We start from the raw sequence: 16,355 nt of genomic DNA, 5'->3' as shown, positions 1-16,355 counted from the left end.
AAGAGCATGGCTGTCATCAGCCATACTCCTCTCAATTTTATTAATTTTCTCCGCTTATTTCGACTAAAATTTTAGATTGTGTTTTGTCATTCGTTAACGTTTTGAATCCTTTTTCAACAATCTCATCTAGTTCAATTTGACTTGTGATGATCCCTTGTGGATTAAGTTGACCAGCGCTCATTGCATCAATTGTTCTTTGGAAAATTGATGGTGTATAAACAATGGAAGATAATACATTAACACCTGTGTTTGTAAGTTGCATTGGATTCCATTCGATTGGTCTTGCAAAAATCGACACAATCATCATGTTACCACGGGGTTTTGTTACATCAATTGCTTGTTTAAAGGTAGGAGCAACTCCTGCCACCTCAAAGGATACATCCACCCCATCTGCAACAATCGCACGAACTGCTTGAACAGGATTTTCTTTACCTGAATTAATAGCATGTGTTGCACCCAATTCTTTTGCCTTTTCTAATCGATCATCGGATAAATCTAATACGATAACTTTGCTAGCACCTGATGCTTTTGCAGCGATTACTGTTAATAATCCAATTGGTCCAGCCCCAAATACAGCAACAGAATCACCTAATGTAACCCCAGCATCCTTGACAGCTTGTACTGCAACAGCCATTGGTTCTACCAATGCACCATCTTGTAATGTTAAGTTATCTGCTAAACGATGTATATTCGTTACAGGGACATTAACATATTCTGCAAATCCACCATTTCCATGTAAACCGATGAAGTTAAATCCATCATAACGATCGACTTCTTCATGTTTATTTCTATATGTTAATGTAGGATTGATGACAACTCGGTCCCCAGCCTTAAAGTCAGTAACCTTAGAGCCAACTTCTTCGATGATACCAGCAAATTCATGTCCCATTGTAAGTGGGGCAACTTCACCTGTTAATTCAGCTTTTTCATCAACTGGTACGAAAACCGGACCTTCTTCGTATTCATGTAAATCACTTCCACAAATACCAGCCCACGCTACTTTTACTTTCACTTCTTCTTCTCTTAAAGCGCGTAATTCAACCTCTTCAACTCTAATATCTTTCACACCATGCCAAACTGCAGCTTTCATTTATGTTACCCCCATAAAATTATTTAAATTGGTACCATAAAATAACATCCTTAATAGCTACTCGTGCATGATCAAAATCCGACACTTCTATACACTTGATAAAAGTATTGATGGACATATGATAGGATTCAACTAGATTCATCTTCCATTTTGTTTGTGCAGCTACATTTGTAACAAATATTGTTTCTTTAAAGAATCGTAGCATAGCAATATTTCCTGTAACATCAAAAAACAATTGTAACAAGTGGGCAAACGAAACAACATATTCATAAATATTTTCAGCGGACTTTCTTTGTTTCATAGCTTCAAATCGAAATAATAGTTCATTTTGCAAATCAGCAGTCCATTTAGATTCACATTTGGTTAGTGCTATATCCAATAGATGATAAAGCGCTTCCAAATAATCCTTTAATTCCTGATCCGTTATAATCTTCACTCTTACACCTTTATGTTGTACTTTTTCAACTACACCATCTTTTTGTAAAAGATAAAGGGCCTCACGGACAGGTGCATGACTTACTTGTAACTCCTTTGCAATTTCTGCCTCTATTAAGCGCTGACCTTGTTCATAGTAACCAGAAAATATGCGGAATAATAATCGTTCAGCTATTTGCTCAGAAATTGTTTTTTTTGAAATTGAATTTTCATCAAACCCCATTAAACCACTCCAATAAATTTATATCTTTTTATTTTAACATAGTTCAGTGTATAGGGTGATTAGCTAAAAGCGTTATATATTATGGATTATAGATTATCGATAATCTATAAAAGTATTTTAATCTATAACTTCATTTCTTTCAAATATCTTGTTTTGGGTGTAACTTAAAATACCTTTTTGGTTGTTGTTTCGCTTTCGCCCAAGTTAAATTTTTTAAAATCATCACCATCTTTTTTTATCTTCATATTCTATAGAATCAGAATATTGAGGGGGAAACGTATGGGGATTGAATTCACAGCTCTCCATTGGATTTACGTGGTCTTTATTGTGCTCATCATCGGATTTATGGTTAAACGTCGTGATACCACCCTCATTTGTGTAGTAGGCATCTTTATGCTAGCGATTGTTGCGACTGGTGATTTTACCTCGTCCATAAGTGGTGTGTTTAACAGCTTTATTTATGCCATAACTGAGCTGCTATCAACGATTCTTATTATTTCGATTATTGTGGCGATGAGCCGGGTCATGATGTCTTCAGGTATTAATGAGGTTATGGTGGCCCCTTTCACAAAGATCATTAAAACACCCGCACTCGCTTATTGGACGATTGGACTATTAATGATGTTTATTTCTTGGTTTTTCTGGCCATCACCTGCCGTAGCGCTATTAGGAGCAGTGCTCTTGCCTGTTGCCATTCGGGCGGGTCTCCCAGCACTGGGGGTTGCCATGGCGATGAACTTATTTGGTCATGGTATTGCGTTATCGAGTGATTTTGTCATTCAAGGGGCTCCAAAATTAACGGCTGATGCTGCTGGTATCCCTGTTGGAGATGTTGTTTCAGCCAGTATTCCGCTTGTGATCACAATGGGCGTTGTAACGACAATTGTTGCTTATATTTTTTTACGACGTGATATGAAACGAGGAACGCTACTTTTAAATACTGGCAACAATGAAGAGGAGAATGGTGAACAAGAGACTGCGGAAAACTTACTGTCAATTGGGCAAAAGCGATTCTTCGCCGTCCTTATTCCTATTGCTTTTATCTTAGACGTTATCGCTATGTCAGTATTCAATTTAACGGGCGGAGATGCAACGGCTTTAATCGGGGGAACCTCTGTTTTTATTTTATTGTTGCTTAGTATGGTTGCTCATAAATCAGCGGGATTAGAAAAGACAACAAGTTATTTGATTCAAGGATTTCAATTCGGCTTTAAAGTCTTCGGACCCGTAATACCAATTGCTGCTTTCTTCTATCTTGGAGATGCTGGCTTTACACAAATTCTCGGCGACCACCTCCCCGCAACTTCACACGGTATTGTCAATGATCTTGGTGTCGGTCTTGCAGCAATAGTTCCGTTAACAAAGGAAATTGCTGTTGTCACGCTAGCAGTTGTTGGCGCTATTACTGGATTAGATGGTTCTGGCTTTTCAGGAATTTCTTTAGCAGGTTCGGTTGGTAGTCTATTCGGGAATGCCATTGGTGGGGGAACAGCCACTTTAACTGCTTTAGGACAAATCACAGCTATATGGGTAGGCGGCGGTGCACTGATTCCTTGGGCATTAATCCCAGCAGCTGCTATTTGTAATGTCAGCCCATTTGAGCTAGCAAGACGAAATTTAATTCCTGTAGTCATTGGTCTGATTGTGACAACGATAGTTGCTGTGTTTTTGATTTAATTTGATAAAATTGTAAAAGAGATGGTCACTAGATTATCAGTAGCCATCTCTTTCACTCTCCGTATAATACTTTTGTAAAATGTCATAAAACATTTCTTTTAGTTGAGATTTTTTCATGCCTAAAATATAAGCCTCTAACAATAATTGCTCCACATTCGTAGCTATTTGGTGAAATGAAACAGTCGTTGCTTTATTAGGATCTACGATAACAAATGCTCTAGAATGAGCTTTAATGGTGATGATTCCCTTTTTTTGAAGCTCTTTGTAGCTTTTATGAACTGTATGCAGATTGAGGTTTGTTTGTGCCGCTAGCTGGCGTATAGAAGGCAAATGGTCCCCCTTTTTTAAATTTCCAGTCGCTATGGATAAAAGCAGCTGCTGTGCGAGTTGTTGATAATATGGAATTTTGCTTCTTCGATTTACTTTTACATTCATTTGTCGAGGATTTCCTCCATATTAAAATTTCTTTTTGGCAATAAAATGATGCATGATAGCCATCATGAATAGTACAAGTAACAGTGTGACAACAATATGAAAGCTATACCATGTTTCTATGTCACCTGTCATTATTATCGTTGTAGCATACAAACTATTACTAGCTGGATTTATGACATCTAAGAATGGATGTAAGCCAGCACAAAAACGACAAATAAATAAGACACCAATACTGATTAAAGCGATAAATGGTGTACTATTAAAAAATGTACTCATCATGGCAACAAATGTAATGACAAACAACAGCCAAATACAATAAAATGCTAAAGCTATCAATGCGCGCGTTATCGGTACAGAGGTAAATAAATAAGATGTATAGCCAAGGGACATTGCAAAGCCAAGCGTAATACATAGAACAGCTAAAACATAATGAGTAAGCAGTTTACTGTTTAAGTATGATGTGATAGATACTGGCCTTGTTAAAATGAATGCCATCATCCCATTGGCTTTTTCTCCTTGAATAATTCCCATCGTTGCAATAACAAGTATGATTATACCTAATTGATCAAATTGCGAATTAAGGGTTGAAGCAAGCACTTCTTCTCCCCTGGCTTTGTCATTGATGGATCAATTATAATCCCTTCTATACCACCCATTGATTGTAAAATAGCAGGCAAGAAATACATCATGATCGGCTGAGTTAAACCTAGGAGAATATAAACGATTGGTAGCCAAACGACTTTATATTCCTTTGTCATTTGATTCATTTCTTTTTTTCTTAGTGCGATAAACGTATTCACTTTAAATTACACCACCAATTCTAAAAATATTTCTTCTAAGCTTTCTTGAAGATCAAGATCAAACTTTGTAAATAGTACATTTGAATCCAATCCGTACTGTAGCAATCGATGGGCGTCTGCTTCCAAGTGATTGACATATACTTTAAAACCATCCCCACAATTTTCGACTTTCTTTACATAAGGTAAATTTTCAATCGTTGTTAGCCATTTTACATCTTTATTTTGAACCGCTAAAAAGATAGCTGAATCTTGATAGCGATTTAGTAACTCTAATTTTGTTGCATCTTCTATTTTGTAACCATTTTTAATTACCACAAAGCGCTCACAAACTTCTTCCGCATCGCCTAAAATATGTGTAGAAAGTAGTATGGTCGTTTCTTTTTTTATATCTTTTAATAGATTCAGCACTTCACGTCTACCGATTGGATCTAGGGCTGATACGGGTTCATCCATAATGATGAGAGCTGGCTTGTGTAATAAAGCTTGTGCGATACCAAGACGCTGTTTCATACCTCCTGAAAATGTTCCAACATGAGCATGTGCTTCTTTCCCTAAGCCTACCTTTTCCAGAAGAATTGGGATATCTTTTTGTAATTGATTTTTCGAAATACCCGAAAGTGTCCCCATAAAGGCTAAAGTTTCTGATGCTGTCATCCACGAGAAGAAATTAGGATACTGTGGTAAATAACCAATATGATTTTTCATCTTTGAAATTTTTTGTCCATCAAGTACAATGTCCCCTTCATCTGCATAAAGAATATCAGCAATGATCTGAATTAATGTGGATTTCCCTGCCCCGTTTGGTCCAATAAGCCCTACACATTCATTCGAATCAATAACCATTGAAAAACTACTTACTGCCGTTTTCTGTTTAAATTTTTTCGTTATATTATTAATTTCTAAGCGCACGTTTATTGACATCCTTTCTACCTATCACGAAATATAGAACAGAACCAATTGTATTAAAGAACAAAATAATAATTGCCCACATTAGTATGTTTTCTCTGCTATCTCTATGTTTATATAAATCTATGAGTGCAACAGTGATAAGTAAAAAACCTACGAGTACAAATGGTAAAAGGATTGGTAGTATGCTTGCCCAATCAATTTGATTTAAGTCTTCAAAACCATAGTGTAATTTCATTTTTATAACCCCTTTCATTATCATTATCAATAATGATAACAAAAGAATGAAAAAATTTCATTACCTTTTTACTGTACATCTTTAAAAAAACGCTATAGTATATTTTTTGATAATGTTCTCAAATTGATAACATTTGAATGCTTCCCTTGATACTATCTCATTTTCTGGTAGGAGGATTGGTTTATGCGAAATAAAGCAGAGGTATTAATGCACCCTGTGAGAATGAAAATTTTACAAGCTCTGATGCACAATAAAGAAGAGGGTTTAAGCACATTGGAGATGATTTCTGTCATTAAAGATGTACCACAAGCCACTCTATATCGTCACATCCAAATTTTAGTCGATGAAAATATTATAAAAATTGTGAAAGAGCGAAAAGTTCGTTCTGTTACAGAGAAGTTTTATGCATTAAATGAAGGAGCAGCAAAACTTAGTAAGGAGGATTGGACGCAACTCACAACCAAGCAAAAATTAAATTATATTTCCTACTATCAATTGGCTTTACTATCTCAATATCAAAATTATTTACATTCACTTGATGAAAAAGAAAGCACAACAGATTTAGCAACTTTTTCTTTAATCGACCTAACGTTAACGGACGATCAATTCAAAAACTTTGAAATTGAATTAAACGATTTATTAACTAAATACTATAATATGACCGAGTCAAATAAAGGTTTTGAAACTAAAACAATTGCTTTAAATATTATTCCAAAACCTTAGGTACTATTGACGTAAAGAAATGGAGAAGATTTATGAAAAAAGGAAAGTCACTAGAAAATATACGAAAATTAATTATGATCATTATTGGGGCAGTTATAGCCGCTTACGGACTAGAGGCCGTGTTAATTCCGAATGCTGTCATTGATGGCGGTGTAACAGGTCTTAGTATTATGGGCGCGCACCTCTTTGGTATCCCATTAGGCGTACTGCTCTTTGTCTTAAATATTCCGTTCATTTATATTGGCTACAAGCAAGTCGGAAAAACCTTTGCCTTAATGAGTAGTGCTGGTATTGCAGCTTTATCGATTTCTACAGTGCTTTTACATGACGTCAAAACCATTTTAGGCCCAAATGATCCCCTCCTAATTGTTTTATCTGGTGGTATGCTTCTTGGTGTGGGGATTGGGATTGTCCTACGAAATGGTGGCGCTTTAGATGGCTCAGAGGTTTTAGCTGTACTATTGTCACGTAAGATTCCATTTTCAGTCGGCGATATTATATTATTTATCAATGCCTTTATTTTCATAGGGGCAAGCTTTATCTTTGGCTTAGAGAGTGCTCTTTACTCAGCGTTAACTTACTATATTGCCAAAAATGTTATCGATATAATCCAAGTTGGTTTAGAAAAATCAAAAGAAGTTCGTGTGGTTAGTGGAAAATCCGAGGAGATTGGAGACGCTATTCAAGCCCGCTTAGGCCGTGGTGTTACCTATACACATGGACGTGGTGGTTTCTCCAATGAACCAACAGAAATCTTAAACTGTGTCATTAACCGTATGGAAGAAAATAAATTAGTTTCGATTATTAAAGACATCGACGAAGGCGCTTTTGTTGTCATTTCTGATGTATCAGAAGTTCGTGGTGGTAACTTTAAGAAACGAGATATCCATTAATTTCAAAGTAAGTAAGGCGCAACATACCTTACTTACTTTTTTAGGTGCTTCTATCATATTTTATGCCACCTATTAAACATAATCCTCCCAGCATTACAACTAAGGAAGCCCCAACTAAGGCGTACTGATAGCTATTTGTGTAGCTTGCAAGTGTTCCTGCAATGGATGGACCAATCATTTGTCCGAGCGCATAGCCAGCGGTTAAATAGCCTATCATTTGATGACTATTAACTGGTGCAAGTTTCCTCGCTAATGTTGTACAAACAGTTGTAATTCCCATAAAGGTTGCCCCGAAAATAAAGGCACTAGCATAAAGGGTCATCGAATTTGTAGCTAACGCAGGTAAAATAATACCTATCGCTTGCAGTAGCATAGAGATGAGCAAAATTTTCACATAGCCATAACGCTGTGCTAGCTTAGACCAGACGATACATGAGGGAATTGCTGCAACACCCACAACAAACCATACAAAGGCTGCATCTCCATGAAAGCTTGTCGACTCCTGTGCAATTGATACAATAAATGTACCTGTGACAATATAGCCAAGTCCCTCTAAGCTATAAGCGATGATTAACCATTTCATCCAAGACTGAGGAGGCGTTTTCTGTGAAATTATCTGGCTTTCCACTAGTTGTTTACTTGGTGTAATAGGCTTGATGAATAGCACAATCAAGACAAACAATACAATACTAAATAAAGCTAATACGATCCAAGTTCCATTCCAATGGAAAACTGCTTGGATTGGTGAAACAATCACCGCACTTAATGCAATCCCTACTCCCACCCCACTATAGAACAGCCCCGATAGATGCATATGACTACTGCTAGCTAACTGGTCTAGTATTAGGCTTGTTATAACAACAAAAATAAAAGCACTCACAACCCCCGAGATAAATCGTAATAAATACCAAATGATGATTGCATTTGTAAAGCCCATGAAGGCTGTTGTTAAAATGCTGATAACAAGGGTAATTTGCAAAAAGAGGATTCGTTTATTCCCTATTGGTAAACGGCCTGCCACCCAGGCTCCAACCAAATAGCCTAAGTAATTACTCGTTGCTAAGTAACCTGCTGTTGCTCGGCTAAATTCAAAAGCTTCTTGCATATAAGGTAAAATAACCGTATACGAAAAACGGCCGATCCCCATAGCGATTACTAAAGCAAAAATGCCCCCGATTAAATATCGTACTGTTTGCTTGTGCATATCATCACTCCTTCTATTTCACTATATCGAATATCTAGGTATCAAAAATAGATCCAATTCTTTATAATAAGTATCAATAAAATTGATAGCTGGAGGGCATATGAATATTAATGATTTAACGATTTTTCGAACAGTCGTCCAAACAGGTAGCTTTTCTAAAGCTGCCACGGCACTTAATTACACGCAATCCAACATCTCTATGAAAATACAAAGTCTTGAGGCGCTCTACGAAACAACCTTTTTTTATCGTGGACATCGAGGGATACGGCTAACACCAAAAGGAGAACAATTCTACGAGTTAGTCCTAAAAATGCTTCATCTCTATGAAAAAACCTTTGAGATCATACATGATACGGAGGAACAACGAGGCGTTTTACGAATTGGTTCGATGGAAACAACTGCTGCATTACATTTACCAACTTTGTTAAGCACATTTCATCAAGCACATGAACAAGTGGATATCACCATATTAACAAGCCCTTCTCAGCACAATATTGAACGGGTTGAAAACTATGAACTAGATGGCGCATTTGTTACCGGGCCTGTTTATAAAGAAAATATAATGATGAAAGAGTTTGTCTGTGAAGAGCTTGTTATTCTCACTTCTAACAAGCATAAGCCTATTAAACATCTACAGGATTTAGAGGGAAGCTCCGTGATTACATTCCGCCATGGCTGTTCCTATCGAGCCATCTTGGAACATTGGTTACATGAAGAAGGAGTTCGACCACAAAATCGAATGGAGCTTGGTACGCTTGACGGTATTATTGGCTGTGTTACTGCTGGGTTAGGTATTACCTTACTACCACGTGCCATTGCAGAAAAACACATGGCAACACAAGCATTAACTTTGCACAAGATAAAGAACAAGCAAGCACATATTCCTACATGGTTTATTTATCGTAAAGACGAAGTAAAATCCCCCATCCTAATGTATTTTTTAGAAGCCATAGAAGCTTATAACTATCCGACAGTTTGAGGGTTCTATCCGTCAGTTTTGAAATTCTATCCGTCAATTTTAGGAATTTATTCCGTCAGTTTAATAATTCTATCCTTCCCCAAAAAAAAAAGCTGTTCAGCAGATTATCTCCTCTGAACAGCTTTATATTAGGCAATAACGGTTTCCGCTATGTTAGAAGCATGATCACCGATTCTTTCTAAATTACTCACAATATCCGCAAATACAATACCTGCTGAACCTGAGCAAACTCCTTCATTTAATCGCTTAATATGCAATTTACGTAAACGTCTCTCCATATTATCAATTTCATTTTCTTTTTCTATCACTTGCTGTGCTAAGGAAAGATCACGCTTATCAAGTGATTCGATAGACATTTTCACAGTTTCTAATGTAAAAACAAACATATCCTCTAACTCCTGCATCGCTTGTTCACTTAAACGAACGCGATTACTATCCTTGTATTGTAGCAGCTCTATTATATTTTCTACATGATCACCAATTCGTTCGATATCACGAATATTTTCAAATAATGCATGGTGCACTTGGGAATCATGGGTTGATAAAGATTGTTTTGATAACTCCACTAAATATTCCGTTGATTTGCGATCTAAATTATTAATGGCTTCCTCCAATTGGTTGACCTTACCTATTAACTTAGCATCATCCGTTTTCAAAATCTTTAATGTTTCTTCTAGACCTTGAATACTATACTCGCCCATGCGTACTACTTCCATTTTTGCTTGACCTAATGCCACTGACGGTGATTTGATAATTAAATTTTTATCCAAAAATTTTGGTTTGTATTCAATGATTGAATCTTCGCCCGGAATTAGTTTCGTTACGACATAAGCCCAAACACCTATGAATGGTAATTGAATGATTGTATTGAGGACATTAAACGTTCCATGTGCAAAGGCTATTTGCATTTTCGGCTCTAAATTGAGCACCCCTGCAATCCATTCCACATAGTTCGTAAATAATCCTAATATGAGCATAAAGATAATTGTACCCACTACATTAAATAGTAAATGTGTGGCAGCTGCTCGTTTTGCTGCAATGGAAGCACCTAAAGCTGCTAGGATGGCTGTGATCGTTGTGCCAATATTATCTCCAAACAAGACAGGTAATGCCCCATGTAATGTTATCAAATCTTCAGCATAAAGCCCTTGTAAAATCCCTACTGTAGCCGAGGAAGATTGAACAACCAGAGTGAATATCGTTCCTACTAATACGCCTAAAATCGGCACATCAGACATTTGTACAGTTAAATCTAAAAATGGTTGCCAATCTCTAAGCGGCTTCATTCCACCACTCATCAGCTCTAAACCAATAAATAAACCTGCAAAGCCAAATAATACTTGCCCCATATTTTGAATGAAACTTTTCTTAAAGAAAAATAAACATATTGCGCCCACTGCCATAATTGGATATGCGTAAGCACCTACATCTATTCCTATAATAAATGCAGTAATGGTTGTCCCAATATTAGCACCCATAATCACGCCAATTGCTTGGCGCAGTTTCATAAGTCCTGCGCTCACTAGTCCAACGGTAATAACAGTCGTACCTGAACTTGATTGTATGAGAACTGTAACTACAATACCAACTAGTACACCCATTAATGGGTTTGTTGTAAATTTATCTAAAATATCTCTTAGTCGATCACCTGCAGCCTTCTGCAAGCCATCTCCCATAAATTTAATAGCGAAAAGAAATAAGCCTAACCCTCCAAGAAATTGGAAAATCATCTCCTGTACATTGATAGCCAATCTATTCAACCCTTTCCTTGTTGTCAGACTTTATTATTAATAGTTTTAAGCTAGCTGTACATATCATTTACAATGGATTAAATTAATATTTACACGCCCTTTACAATTAGTCCAAAAAACGGACATATTCAAATCAAATTCAACAAAAAACAAACAAAAAAACATGAAAAAATCTTCAATCAGATTTTCACATGTTTTCTTTTGACGACTGTATGCATTTCCATTAGGCTGTAATTAGACACTGAAGGGAGTTTTTTATGGATATTTTTATCGCTAGTAACCGCCAATTACCTATCCGCTACTATGTGCAGGAAGCAATTTGGATTCGACGTGGCGGTAGTATTAAGCTACCAGATTTAACACTGCCATTTTTCGTCGAGGTAGAGATTAAAAATCAATATAATTTACATATTATTGCAGATTATATTCTGGACTTTCAACGACAATACAAGCAGACAGAAATCCAATTATTAATCAGAAACACAGCTACCCTAGCAACCCTACAAGATATGCTTTCACAACATAAACAAATACAACATGCCATTACTATTCTTCCATTGTAGTCAGTTATGAAGCTGCTAATGGCAAGGTGATAATAAAGTACAGTGTCTCGTTTTTGTATTTTGCGTGAATCGTTCCTCCGTGAAGCTCCACTATGCTCTTCGCAATCGCTAGTCCAAGCCCTGAGCCCTCGGTTACATTTGTTCTCGATTGATCTTTTTTATAAAATCTCTCAAATAAACTAGCAAGCTCCACAGATGTAAAGGCATCACTTTGGTTCGCTACACAAATACGCACATGGTTTGCTTGTCCATCAAGGGAAACCATAATTTTTCCTTCAGCTGTACTATAATTGATGGCATTGATGAGTAGATTATCAAATACTCGTACAATTTTTTCCGAATCCAGGGCAGCAAAAATTCGTTTCTCTGGAAAATTTTTTATAAAAATACGTTGTTTCTCCTCTGCTATTGGTACTAATTCCTCCATTAGTTGTTCGAGTAGCTCATTTATACAAACCTGTTGTCGCATTAAAGTATTTTTATCATTCGTGAGCTTAGTATACTCAAATAAATCGTCTATTAAATTTTTTAATTGCTCGGATTTAGAAAAGGCTATTTTCAAATATTCGTCATATTGCTCTTTCGTCTCATACTTCTCCTCTCTTAATAAACGCAAATAACCCATGATTGAGGTAAGAGGTGTTCTAAGGTCATGTGAAACATTTGTAATGAGCTCGTTTTTTTGTTGTTCAATTTTCCTCTCCATCTCGATACTTGTCATAATTTCTTCTGCCATTTGATTAACATTATCCGTGAGTAAAGCAATTTCATCCTGGCCTTTTTTCTCAATACGAAAGGCTAAATTTCCTTTTGCGATTTCCATAACCCCCTCCGCTAATGCCTCAATTTGATTCATTTTGCGTTTTGTTATAGAGAAAAATGATACGATAAACAACATAACACCAATGAAAAAAGGTATGGGGCCTTCATTCGTACTTGTGATGGCTTCTCCTTGTGGAAGCCCACTAACAAAGAAATAATAATTTTTATCTTGTAAAGTTAGTGGCACTAATGTTGTAAACTCCTCACGAGACGTTTCGATCACATGATAGGCATTTTCAAAAGGTTGATTCATTGTAAAGTCCATGACATGCCTTATCTCTTCGTGCAAATCGATTTGTTGCTCCTTCACCTGCTTTGTTTTATATAAGATCTTCCCTGTCTCATCTGTGACGACTATTTTTAATGCATTATCCTCATTTTCTATTTTTCCATTTTCTTGATCGATCAATTCTCTTAATGCTTTAACACTATTTTCTTGAGTTGCCATTGCTGCTGTATCCTGCGCATGATAATACATCAACTTCATACTACCACTATAATCCACAATCACTGTCTCATTGATATTCTCAAAAAATGGCACTATTGCACGTGCCACTAAAAAACTGCCGAGTGCACATAATAAAAACGTTGTAAATAGTTGAATACGAATGCTACGTTGAATATTATTTTTTATTTTCGCACCAATATGCTTCAGAAACCTTGGGATCTTTAAAAGCCTAAAGAACTTTTTCAACTTTATACCCTACTCCCATACGGTTTTAATATATTGTGGATTCCTTGGATTTGTCTCAATTCGCTCTCGAATTTTTCGAATATGTACCATTACAGTATTTTCCGATTGAAATGCTTCCTCTTTCCAAACTTTTTCATAGATTTGCTCTGCACTCATGACAATGCCAGGATTACTAACAAGCAATTCCAAAATAGCAAATTCCCTAGGTGTCAGCTTTACTCTTTCATTGTTAACAAAAACTTCATGTGTCGCCGTATTGATACGTAAATCACCAACTTCCAGCTCCTCTTTATAGCTGCTATGTAAGCCACTCATTTTCAGATAGCGACGAAGCTGTGATTTAATGCGGGCAATCAGCTCTAACGGATTAAAGGGCTTCGTCACATAATCATCAGCACCTATTGTTAAACCACCAATCTTATCCATATCTTGAGATTTGGCAGTTAGCATAATAATAGGCATTTCTGCTACTTCTCTTACCTTCATACACATTTTAATGCCATCTACTTTAGGCATCATTAAATCCAATACAATTAAATGTACTTTATGCTTCTTTACTAACTGTAAACCCTCTTCTCCATCACATGCCTCTAACACCTGAAACCCCTCATTTTTCAAATAAATTGAAATCAGATTTCTTATCTCTTTTTCATCATCTACAATTAAAATTGTTTCATTACTCATCTAATCCCACCATTAATCAAATATTTTCCATTCAAAATGTTCCTCCATTTTAGCTATTTTTTAAATTTCCGTATATAAAAATAATAAATACAGCTAACAGTCACGATGAATAACCCAAAGTAAATACCATATTTCGTAGCAATAACAGAAATATATTCAATTTGACTGCCGAACAATAAACCTAGTGTAAAATAAATCAATGTCCAAACAAAGCCTGTTGTATAGGAAAATAAGGCATATGTTTTAAAAGGCATATTATTCATTCCCACCAAGTAAGGGAGAATATGTCGAACAATTGGAATAAAGTAACTCAGGACTAATGCAAAACGTCCATATTGATCTAACAATTCTTTTGATTTAGATAAGTACTTTGCCTTTTTCTTTTTCACAAGTTTATCGAGTACACGATGACCAAACAGTTTTCCAAGTATAAATCCTAGAGAAAGCCCTGAAACAACGCCTAAATAAGTAAGTAAAAAAGATTTCCATATGACCAATTTTCCTAGCGAAGATAGAAAACCACCACTCATGACAATCATTTCATCTGGTAGCGGCATGCCTATGATCCCTAGCCATAAACTAAAAAACAAAGCAAAATAGCCATATTGTTCTATAAATAATAAAAGATCCTGTAGCTCCATTAGCTGACCCTCGTATTTCCTAACCTACAGCTCAATACATACGCTGGTGGCATATTGATCCATACTTTCTCATGTGAAATATCCTGAAAATAGGTTTGAAAAAATGATTTTTTCACAAGTGAATATTGGAAAGTAATGAATTTTCCATTATACAAACAATCCCTCACATTTCTTAAAATGCAACACGATACTTCCGCCTTTAACGATGTAAATGGCAGTCCAGAAATAACATAATCTATATTTTCGATATTTAAGTCCGTCAAATATTGCTTCAAATTTTCTGCTGAACCATGGATCACTACAACATTAGCTACATGAGCAAATTGCCTACGCAGTTTCTCACAAAAAATCGCATTATGTTCAATGAGAACAAGCCATGTAGCTGGCTTTTTTCTTTTCACAAGCTCCTTTGTAAAGGCCCCCATCCCTGGGCCAAGCTCTATAATGCATTGAGCCGTTTCAAAGCAAATAGGTTGCACCATTTTATGCGCTAATTTCTTAGAACTAGGTGATATGGCGCCTATTGTTTTTGGATGCTTTATAAATTCAGTAAGGAAGGTGATAAGCTGCATTTCGTTGTCTCCTCGCTTTGCGTTCTTTATTGATGGTTTTAACTATAAAGAGACTTTCTTAAAGATTTGCAAGGAGAATTCTTAACTTTTTCTTAATAATTGACATTATTTAGTTAGTAGATTAACACGATACCCTATGGTGAAAACAAAAAAAGTCGCTCACTTTTATTCATGAGTGACTTAATTGCTTAATTTCTATATTCATCTTCATTTTTCGCTCATAAAATTCCATTTCATTAGTATTGAACTCACACCAAAATCATGAATATACGCATATTGACGCTCTATTAAAGAATGGAATGAAGGTGCACATTCAATACCAACGACAGCAAAGCCTATAATGAAACATCTGGATCACAGATTCAACATTTTTAAAAACTGTTGGCCCTTTCATAGCTTGTTCTTCGTGCTCTTCTGCTCACAAGATGATTAAACACAATATAATCTTCATTTTTAGGTGTATCCTCTTTTCTTAACAGCAGTATAAAGACATGATCCTTTCTTATATAACTAATTGTTATTTTCATCATTTACTTTATTTCCCATGATTCCGTTATTAATCCCTCTTATAATTAATTGCCCTAAAACATAAAAGAATGAAACAAAGATAATGGCTACATCTCTTCCAAAAGGCTTAAACCAACTTCCATCATCATCTATAAAAAAATGGCCTAACATTAAAGACAAAGCAGTCATTAAAAAATTTAGGACAATGAACAAAGGTAGATGATCATTTCTAGATACTATGCCAACTCCAATGATGAAAAAAAGAAATAATGGAAATAAGTAGCTAGCCTCTTGATTTGAGAGGTGGCTATTATACTCATAAAAATGAAATAAAAACGGAAATGGAAATAGCGACAAAATACGTTGAATAAATCTTTTCATTTCAGCTACACCTCGATAAAAATATAATATGATTATTAAAGTGTAATTTTACACTAAAAATAATCTTTTATCTATAAAAAATAAAATGTATAGGACGGTAATTCTTCTGCATTAACTTCCTCCTGAACATCAGTACA

At 35.8% G+C, this 16,355-nt stretch carries 18 protein-coding genes and 1 pseudogene; 5 read left to right on the top strand and 14 right to left on the bottom strand.

All coding sequences use genetic code 11. From position 1 onward, the window contains the following. Positions 1-40: 40 nt before the first annotated feature. Both NP781_RS03820 and NP781_RS03815 read right to left on the bottom strand, forming a co-directional pair. The gene (locus NP781_RS03820) at positions 41-1,090 is read right to left on the bottom strand and encodes a 2,3-butanediol dehydrogenase (RefSeq protein WP_221680537.1); all 1,050 of its coding nucleotides are present in this window, start codon (positions 1,088-1,090) and stop codon (positions 41-43) included. Positions 1,091-1,109: 19 nt separating this feature from the next. Continuing rightward, complete coding sequence (locus NP781_RS03815) at positions 1,110-1,748, bottom strand: GntR family transcriptional regulator (RefSeq protein ID WP_048391171.1); 639 nt, start codon at positions 1,746-1,748, stop codon at positions 1,110-1,112. A 279-nt stretch (positions 1,749-2,027) separates the two neighbouring features. On the opposite strand from NP781_RS03815, the gene NP781_RS03810 reads away from it, so the two are divergent. Then, positions 2,028-3,425, top strand: a complete 1,398-nt coding sequence (locus NP781_RS03810; RefSeq protein ID WP_221680536.1) for a hypothetical protein — start codon at positions 2,028-2,030, stop codon at positions 3,423-3,425. A 36-nt stretch (positions 3,426-3,461) separates the two neighbouring features. On the opposite strand, the gene NP781_RS03805 is transcribed toward NP781_RS03810, so the two are convergent. From NP781_RS03805 to NP781_RS03785, 5 genes are read right to left on the bottom strand one after another with little or no spacing between them, the layout of a single operon-like run. After that, complete coding sequence (locus NP781_RS03805; RefSeq protein WP_257521408.1) at positions 3,462-3,860, bottom strand: GntR family transcriptional regulator; 399 nt, start codon at positions 3,858-3,860, stop codon at positions 3,462-3,464. A 21-nt stretch (positions 3,861-3,881) separates the two neighbouring features. Next, positions 3,882-4,457, bottom strand: coding sequence for an ABC transporter permease (locus NP781_RS03800; protein WP_257521407.1), 576 nt, complete (start codon positions 4,455-4,457; stop codon positions 3,882-3,884). After that, positions 4,418-4,660, bottom strand: a complete 243-nt coding sequence (locus tag NP781_RS03795) for a hypothetical protein (RefSeq protein ID WP_257521406.1) — start codon at positions 4,658-4,660, stop codon at positions 4,418-4,420. The genes NP781_RS03800 and NP781_RS03795 overlap by 40 nt, the downstream gene beginning before the upstream one ends. 6 nt (positions 4,661-4,666) lie before the next feature. After that, positions 4,667-5,569 carry an ABC transporter ATP-binding protein gene (locus NP781_RS03790; protein WP_221680533.1) on the bottom strand — a complete coding sequence of 301 codons (903 nt, stop codon included), beginning with the start codon at positions 5,567-5,569 and terminating at the stop codon, positions 4,667-4,669. After that, the gene (locus NP781_RS03785; RefSeq protein ID WP_004232404.1) at positions 5,553-5,804 is read right to left on the bottom strand and encodes a PLD nuclease N-terminal domain-containing protein; all 252 of its coding nucleotides are present in this window, start codon (positions 5,802-5,804) and stop codon (positions 5,553-5,555) included. Before NP781_RS03785 ends, NP781_RS03790 begins: the two co-directional genes overlap by 17 nt. Positions 5,805-5,987: 183 nt before the next feature. Between NP781_RS03785 and NP781_RS03780 the strand changes: the two genes are divergently transcribed. After that, a complete protein-coding gene (locus NP781_RS03780; protein WP_257521405.1) occupies positions 5,988-6,527 on the top strand; it encodes a transcriptional regulator in 540 nt (179 codons plus the stop codon). Positions 6,528-6,559: 32 nt separating this feature from the next. Then, positions 6,560-7,420 (top strand): YitT family protein, encoded by an 861-nt coding sequence (locus NP781_RS03775; RefSeq protein WP_004232402.1) that lies wholly within the window; start codon positions 6,560-6,562, stop codon positions 7,418-7,420. A gap of 40 nt (positions 7,421-7,460) precedes the next feature. Here the strand turns inward: NP781_RS03775 and NP781_RS03770 are convergent, their stop codons facing one another. Next, on the bottom strand, positions 7,461-8,624 hold the full coding sequence (locus tag NP781_RS03770) for a YbfB/YjiJ family MFS transporter (protein ID WP_257521404.1): 1,164 nt from the start codon (positions 8,622-8,624) through the stop codon (positions 7,461-7,463). Between the two features lie 100 nt (positions 8,625-8,724). Between NP781_RS03770 and NP781_RS03765 the strand changes: the two genes are divergently transcribed. After that, positions 8,725-9,603, top strand: coding sequence for a LysR family transcriptional regulator (locus NP781_RS03765; RefSeq protein ID WP_257521403.1), 879 nt, complete (start codon positions 8,725-8,727; stop codon positions 9,601-9,603). A 128-nt stretch (positions 9,604-9,731) separates the two neighbouring features. Here the strand turns inward: NP781_RS03765 and NP781_RS03760 are convergent, their stop codons facing one another. Continuing rightward, positions 9,732-11,333 (bottom strand): Na/Pi cotransporter family protein, encoded by a 1,602-nt coding sequence (locus NP781_RS03760; protein WP_221680874.1) that lies wholly within the window; start codon positions 11,331-11,333, stop codon positions 9,732-9,734. A 278-nt stretch (positions 11,334-11,611) separates the two neighbouring features. On the opposite strand from NP781_RS03760, the gene NP781_RS03755 reads away from it, so the two are divergent. Continuing rightward, positions 11,612-11,917, top strand: a complete 306-nt coding sequence (locus tag NP781_RS03755; protein WP_221680528.1) for a hypothetical protein — start codon at positions 11,612-11,614, stop codon at positions 11,915-11,917. 4 nt (positions 11,918-11,921) lie between these two features. Here the strand turns inward: NP781_RS03755 and NP781_RS03750 are convergent, their stop codons facing one another. The 5 genes and pseudogenes from NP781_RS03750 to NP781_RS03730 form a co-directional block, all read right to left on the bottom strand. Then, complete coding sequence (locus NP781_RS03750) at positions 11,922-13,433, bottom strand: HAMP domain-containing sensor histidine kinase (RefSeq protein WP_221680527.1); 1,512 nt, start codon at positions 13,431-13,433, stop codon at positions 11,922-11,924. Beyond that, positions 13,417-14,117 (bottom strand): annotated as a pseudogene (locus NP781_RS03745) (response regulator transcription factor). The gene NP781_RS03750 and the pseudogene NP781_RS03745 overlap by 17 nt, the downstream one beginning before the upstream one ends. 53 nt (positions 14,118-14,170) lie before the next feature. After that, on the bottom strand, positions 14,171-14,758 hold the full coding sequence (locus tag NP781_RS03740) for a DedA family protein (protein WP_221680525.1): 588 nt from the start codon (positions 14,756-14,758) through the stop codon (positions 14,171-14,173). Next, positions 14,758-15,330 (bottom strand): class I SAM-dependent methyltransferase, encoded by a 573-nt coding sequence (locus tag NP781_RS03735; RefSeq protein WP_221680524.1) that lies wholly within the window; start codon positions 15,328-15,330, stop codon positions 14,758-14,760. The genes NP781_RS03740 and NP781_RS03735 overlap by 1 nt, the downstream gene beginning before the upstream one ends. Before the next feature lie 510 nt (positions 15,331-15,840). Further along, the gene (locus NP781_RS03730; RefSeq protein ID WP_257521400.1) at positions 15,841-16,218 is read right to left on the bottom strand and encodes a hypothetical protein; all 378 of its coding nucleotides are present in this window, start codon (positions 16,216-16,218) and stop codon (positions 15,841-15,843) included. Positions 16,219-16,355: the final 137 nt, after the last annotated feature.

The sequence above is a fragment of the Lysinibacillus sp. FN11 genome (assembly GCF_024628845.1).
In the GTDB taxonomy this organism is placed as follows: Bacteria; Bacillota; Bacilli; order Bacillales_A; family Planococcaceae; genus Lysinibacillus; species Lysinibacillus capsici.
This window is presented reverse-complemented; position numbering and strand designations above follow the sequence as displayed.

What these genes read in the sequence shown, in the direction of transcription:
- NP781_RS03805 (WP_257521408.1), bottom strand. Translation starts at nt 3,860, where the DNA reads ATGAATGTAAAAGTAAATCGAAGAAGCAAAATTCCATATTATCAACAA.
- NP781_RS03810 (WP_221680536.1), top strand. Translation starts at nt 2,028, where the DNA reads ATGGGGATTGAATTCACAGCTCTCCATTGGATTTACGTGGTCTTTATT.
- NP781_RS03815 (WP_048391171.1), bottom strand. Translation starts at nt 1,748, where the DNA reads ATGGGGTTTGATGAAAATTCAATTTCAAAAAAAACAATTTCTGAGCAA.
- NP781_RS03820 (WP_221680537.1), bottom strand. Translation starts at nt 1,090, where the DNA reads ATGAAAGCTGCAGTTTGGCATGGTGTGAAAGATATTAGAGTTGAAGAG.
- NP781_RS03770 (WP_257521404.1), bottom strand. Translation starts at nt 8,624, where the DNA reads ATGCACAAGCAAACAGTACGATATTTAATCGGGGGCATTTTTGCTTTA.
- NP781_RS03765 (WP_257521403.1), top strand. Translation starts at nt 8,725, where the DNA reads ATGAATATTAATGATTTAACGATTTTTCGAACAGTCGTCCAAACAGGT.
- NP781_RS03785 (WP_004232404.1), bottom strand. Translation starts at nt 5,804, where the DNA reads ATGAAATTACACTATGGTTTTGAAGACTTAAATCAAATTGATTGGGCA.
- NP781_RS03760 (WP_221680874.1), bottom strand. Translation starts at nt 11,333, where the DNA reads ATGATTTTCCAATTTCTTGGAGGGTTAGGCTTATTTCTTTTCGCTATT.
- NP781_RS03775 (WP_004232402.1), top strand. Translation starts at nt 6,560, where the DNA reads ATGAAAAAAGGAAAGTCACTAGAAAATATACGAAAATTAATTATGATC.
- NP781_RS03780 (WP_257521405.1), top strand. Translation starts at nt 5,988, where the DNA reads ATGCGAAATAAAGCAGAGGTATTAATGCACCCTGTGAGAATGAAAATT.
- NP781_RS03730 (WP_257521400.1), bottom strand. Translation starts at nt 16,218, where the DNA reads ATGAAAAGATTTATTCAACGTATTTTGTCGCTATTTCCATTTCCGTTT.
- NP781_RS03755 (WP_221680528.1), top strand. Translation starts at nt 11,612, where the DNA reads ATGGATATTTTTATCGCTAGTAACCGCCAATTACCTATCCGCTACTAT.
- NP781_RS03735 (WP_221680524.1), bottom strand. Translation starts at nt 15,330, where the DNA reads ATGCAGCTTATCACCTTCCTTACTGAATTTATAAAGCATCCAAAAACA.
- NP781_RS03740 (WP_221680525.1), bottom strand. Translation starts at nt 14,758, where the DNA reads ATGGAGCTACAGGATCTTTTATTATTTATAGAACAATATGGCTATTTT.